This window comes from Okeania sp. SIO3B5 (assembly GCF_010692555.1).
In the GTDB taxonomy this organism is placed as follows: domain Bacteria; phylum Cyanobacteriota; class Cyanobacteriia; order Cyanobacteriales; family Microcoleaceae; genus Okeania.
The window spans coordinates 1-4,765 of sequence record NZ_JAAHHG010000667.1; the positions used below are offsets into that span (position 1 = coordinate 1).

Genomic DNA, 4,765 nt, shown 5'->3' on the forward strand with positions numbered 1-4,765 from the left:
ATACCTTTCGGACCGCGCCGAGCCGGAATTATTCTAGGCATCCCACTCTCAGAAACTGGAATTTCCCAGAATCTGCCTTTTTTTTCAGCTCCTTTGACTCTACCTTGAGCCAGTAAAACTAATAAACGTTGACGAGAAATACCTAATAAAAAAGACGCTTCCCTAGTACCCATAAATTTCTCCTTAACTGTTGACCAATAGTTAGGTTTAAAAAAAAGATAACATAGAAAGAAGTTATCTAATAATAAGTATAAACACTCATTAGATGGGAGATACCTAATAAAAAAGACGCTTCTCTAGTACCCATAAATTTCTCCTTAACTATTGACCAATAGTTAGGTTTAAAAAAAAGATAATATAAAAAGAAGTTGTCTAAAAATTAAGTATAAACACTCATTACTGGTTTGGTCTACAAATAATCCCTGAGATATGGCATTAATAAAACAGGACTTACGCAAAGGCACTATTTATAGATTAAAGTAACTGTTGGACAATAGTTTTGAGCGCTATATATAGCGTATCTGCGTAAGTCCTATAAAAGTAATTGCTGCTTGAACTCCACGACGAGATTGTAAAAAATAACAAGTTTCTGTCACGACGCACCAAGTTGTAATTAGAGGTTCATTGTATTTAGCAAAAATCTTTTTAACAGTTTCATGGTAGTTATCATTTTTGCTAGCTAAGGCAACCCAAAATCCGGTATCAACAATAATCATTCACTCTCCCATTTCTTTCATCAAAATTGCCTCACAATTTTCAGCTAAATCTTGTTCTGCTTCAATACAACCAATAAAACCAAGTTGGCTAAATTTTTCGAGGTGATTTATAGAGTCTTTGAAGACTTTTGCATAATAATTTTCTAGGGCATCTCTGAGAATTTCATCGATATTTTGTTGGGTTTTTTCTTGGATAAAAGCCAGTTTTTGAGCTTGTTATTCGTTGACTTTAGTAGCAATTTCCATCCTTTCTTTTTTTGACTAGATACAGCAATCCTATTTTTCAGTTATCAGTTATCAGTTATCAGTTATCAGTTATCAGTTATCAGTCTTTTTAGTGAACAGTTGTTAGTTATCAGCTTTTTTCAGTTTTCAGCTTTTTCAGTGAGCTAAATACTTACTCCCTTATTCCTATTTTGCATACCTGAATCCTTATATTTATTCATACCAATACATAGTCCTTTGAAAAGGATAATTTGGCAAAAGAATAGGAAAACGAAAATTATCGGCTGCAAAATTTTGCCAATTAATTGATCCTCCTAAACAATAAAATTGACCAACATAAGAACAAATAGAATGCCAAAGTTGAGGAGATGTAAACTGAATCAGGATAACCATATCATAATCTTTTTGAACTAAAATTTTTAGCGCTTGTTCATCAGAATATTCAACTGAAATTGGTTCTTGTAAAGTTGATAATTCAAAGGGCAATAACTGTTCATTTGCATAACTAAAAAGGGGGATTTTTGCAGGAAAAGAAGTGATAGTATTAGCTTTTTTTTCTCCGATGACTCCCCTTAAGCTATCCGTTAAACTGATAACTCCAGCAACAGTTGCTGCCACCCATTTTCCGATACCATGACTGATAACAATTGTTGGCATCATCCCCCAAGATTTTAATAGGTTACATAACGCATATTCTAAAGTAAAAAGAATCAATTTTAATTCATAATCCTTTTGATTTTGTCTAGCAAAAAAGTCACCTAAATCAATCTTTAAATCAGACAAAATAATTTCCTTACACTCATCTACTATTTGTTGAAAAATTGTCTGTGTTTGATATAAAAAAGAAGCTTGTCGCCAATCAGGAGTCATTCTTTGACCAAAGAAAAAAGCCAGTTTTAAAGTATGGTTTCTACGAACTTGTTTAACCCAAAGGTCCTTAGGAGATTTCTGAGTAATACATTCCGTTAATTTTTGCTGTAATTCCATCAAGGAAGGAGTAACAACTGCTAAACGATAATTAAAATCTGAGCGTCCTGTATTTGCCGTAAAACAAATATCTGCTAAATCTAAATCAGAATGATTTTTTATAAAAGTACAATACTGCTGAATTAAATCTTTTTGAGCAACTGAAGTTTTGGCTGATAATGTAAATAAATACGTAGGATAAATGACGGAATTTTTCTTCAACTGGAAAAAGTTTTTATTCGGTAAATCAGAAACAATAACATGAGCATTTGTTCCACTAAAACCAAAAGAACTAACCCCTGCTATTCTGGGATTTTTATCGTTTACCCAAGGCATTTCTTCCGTCGGAATTTTAAACGGTAATTCTGACCAATTAATATGAGGATTGGGATGATTAAAATGAATTTGTGGCGGAATCGCCTCCTTTTGTAAGCATAAAACAACTTTCATCAAACTTACTACACCTGCTGCCGCTTCAGAATGGCCGATATTGGGTTTGACTGAACCAATAATCAAAGGATGGGTGCGTCTGTTGCTAAAAATCCCTGCTAATGCCCCTATTTCCACGGAATCTCCTAGTAATGTACCTGTACCGTGGGCCTCCACATAACTCACGTCTTCAGCTTGAATACAGGCATTTTTTAAGGCTTTTTGAATGACAGCTTGTTGAGAAAGGCTATTCGGAGCTGTTAATCCGCTGGTACGGCCATCTTGATTGACTGCACTCCCTCTCAAAACAGCTAAGATGTGATTATGATCGGCGATCGCTGTTTGTAACCGCTTGAGAACAATAACTCCACAACCTTCAGAACGTACAAAACCATTGGCAGATGCGTCAAACGTCTTACAGCGACTATCGGGGGACAGCATTTGCGCCTTTGAGAAACTCTCAGTAATTTCAGGGCAAATAATTCTGTTGACACCACCTACGATCGCTAAATCGCATTCTTGGTTACGAAGACTTGTTATTGCTAAATGTATCGCCACTAGAGATGAGGAACAAGCTGTATTCACAGATAAACTGGGGCCTGTGAGTCCTAAAAAATAGGATAAACGTCCAGAAGCATTACTGTGAGTGTTGCCTGTGGTACAATAAGCGTCAATTTTCGGGGGTTTTCTTCTCAAGATTTGATGCCAATAATCATTACCGCATATTCCAATAAAAACACCAGTAGAACTTCCTTTTAAATCATCGGGAGGGATACCTGCATTTTCCAATGCTTCCCAACTTACTTCTAGGAGAACTCTTTGTTGAGGATCTAAACTGACGGCTTCTCGTGGTGCAATATTAAAAAAATGAGCATCAAAGGTTTTCAGATGTGGAATAAATCCACCCCCAAAAAACGATTTTTGAGATAATTTTTGAGGACTTTGCTTTAACCTAAAATCATCATCTATTGTATTTAAGTAAAAATGATCGGCAGGAAAGGGAGTAATGCCATCTTTTTTATTATGTAAAAATGACCATAAATCAGATGGATTATTAACTCCACCAGGCAAACGACACCCCATCCCGATAATAGCAATAGGTTCAGATTTTGCTTGTTCTAATTCCTCCAATTTATCTTGGAGTTTTTTAATAGCAATTAAAGCTTTTTTCGTTGTAGAGTATTCTTTGTTTAATGCTTCTGTTGAAAATTCCATTTTTCTAAATTTTGTTTACCTTTTTGAACAAAGGGAGAAAGAGAAACTAAGGTAATAATAAATTGATTAAGTAATGAGAGAGGAAATTTAAGGGGGTGAATAAAATCAACAAATAAAACAACACGAATATCATTGGTTTTGTTCCATGCTTCATGGGGGAAAGTATCATCAAAGATTAAACTTTTTCCTTCTTGCCAATGACGATAATCTTGATTGACTCGAATTTGACAATCTGTGGCAGGATGAGGAACTTTAAGAGCAAGATGATAGCGCAGAACGCCTTTATAAGGACCACGATGTTCGGGAATATGTTTATGAGGTAAAAGAATGGAAAAAAAAGCGGTTTTCATCCCCGGAATTTGTTCAATTAATTGAGTTGTTTGTGGACATTTTTGACAATTGTGGGCTGCTTTAAGTCCATAGGCATAAAAAAAGAAAGTTTTCCAGCGATTATCTGAGGTAATATTATATTGATCGGGGGAAAGGTCTTGAAAGTTAGGAACGTTATTTAAGTCTTGTAAAACCCCATCTAGTTCCTGCCGAATAATTTTCCAATGCTTTTCTAACTCCATCGCCCAATCAAATTGTTGACAGTCAAAAAAGGTTGAGTTTCCTACTAAAGAATACTGAGCAAATAATCCTTCTAGTTTACGGATGTATTTTTCCCCCTGAGTGATGACAAATTGGCGATATTTATTCATTATTTGAGTTTATATATAAAGTAAATATTATTGTAGCTTATTAAGCTTTTATGCAAAATTAATTACACATTATAATTGACTCTATGTTCCTAGTTAAGTGTTCCTTCTCTCAACTAGGAAATTCCTAAAAGCACAACTACTTATCTTAATTAAGATGTAATATCATGTCCGGTTGAATAGTGATAATACAGTTTTTAGGTGGTAGTGGCGTGTCAAGCTGAAAATGGTGTATTAGCCTGCCTAGGTAAGAAGTTATCACCACAGACCATCAGGCGATATAGCTGCCGCCACCATCCTCCGCCAACGCTAAAAATTGACAGTCACAAACAAGCGATAGCTAAAAATTGATAGTCAGAAACAAGCGATAGCTAAAAATTGACAGTCAGAAACAAGCGATATAGCTGCCGCCACCATCCTCCGCCAACGCTAAAAATTGATAGTCACAAACAAGTGTTAAGAGTTTTAGTGTTCCACAGTTTCAAAAACAGGATAAAGATGCTTCAATTTAATTCG

3 protein-coding genes are annotated in these 4,765 nt (G+C 35.2%); all 3 read right to left on the reverse strand.

Annotation, left to right across the window (positions count from 1 at the left end; all coding sequences use genetic code 11):
• Positions 1-506: 506 nt before the first annotated feature.
• Positions 507-716: a type II toxin-antitoxin system VapC family toxin gene (locus F6K54_RS40540; RefSeq protein WP_293090083.1), complete on the reverse strand. Its 210-nt coding sequence runs from the start codon at positions 714-716 to the stop codon at positions 507-509.
• A 438-nt stretch (positions 717-1,154) separates the two neighbouring features.
• A complete protein-coding gene (locus F6K54_RS40545; RefSeq protein WP_293090085.1) occupies positions 1,155-3,551 on the reverse strand; it encodes a type I polyketide synthase in 2,397 nt (798 codons plus the stop codon).
• Complete coding sequence (locus F6K54_RS40550; protein WP_293090087.1) at positions 3,527-4,252, reverse strand: aspartyl/asparaginyl beta-hydroxylase domain-containing protein; 726 nt, start codon at positions 4,250-4,252, stop codon at positions 3,527-3,529. The genes F6K54_RS40545 and F6K54_RS40550 overlap by 25 nt, the downstream gene beginning before the upstream one ends.
• Positions 4,253-4,765 lie beyond the last annotated feature (513 nt).

What these genes read in the sequence shown, in the direction of transcription:
- F6K54_RS40550 (WP_293090087.1), bottom strand. Translation starts at nt 4,252, where the DNA reads ATGAATAAATATCGCCAATTTGTCATCACTCAGGGGGAAAAATACATC.
- F6K54_RS40545 (WP_293090085.1), bottom strand. Translation starts at nt 3,551, where the DNA reads ATGGAATTTTCAACAGAAGCATTAAACAAAGAATACTCTACAACGAAA.
- F6K54_RS40540 (WP_293090083.1), bottom strand. Translation starts at nt 716, where the DNA reads ATGATTATTGTTGATACCGGATTTTGGGTTGCCTTAGCTAGCAAAAAT.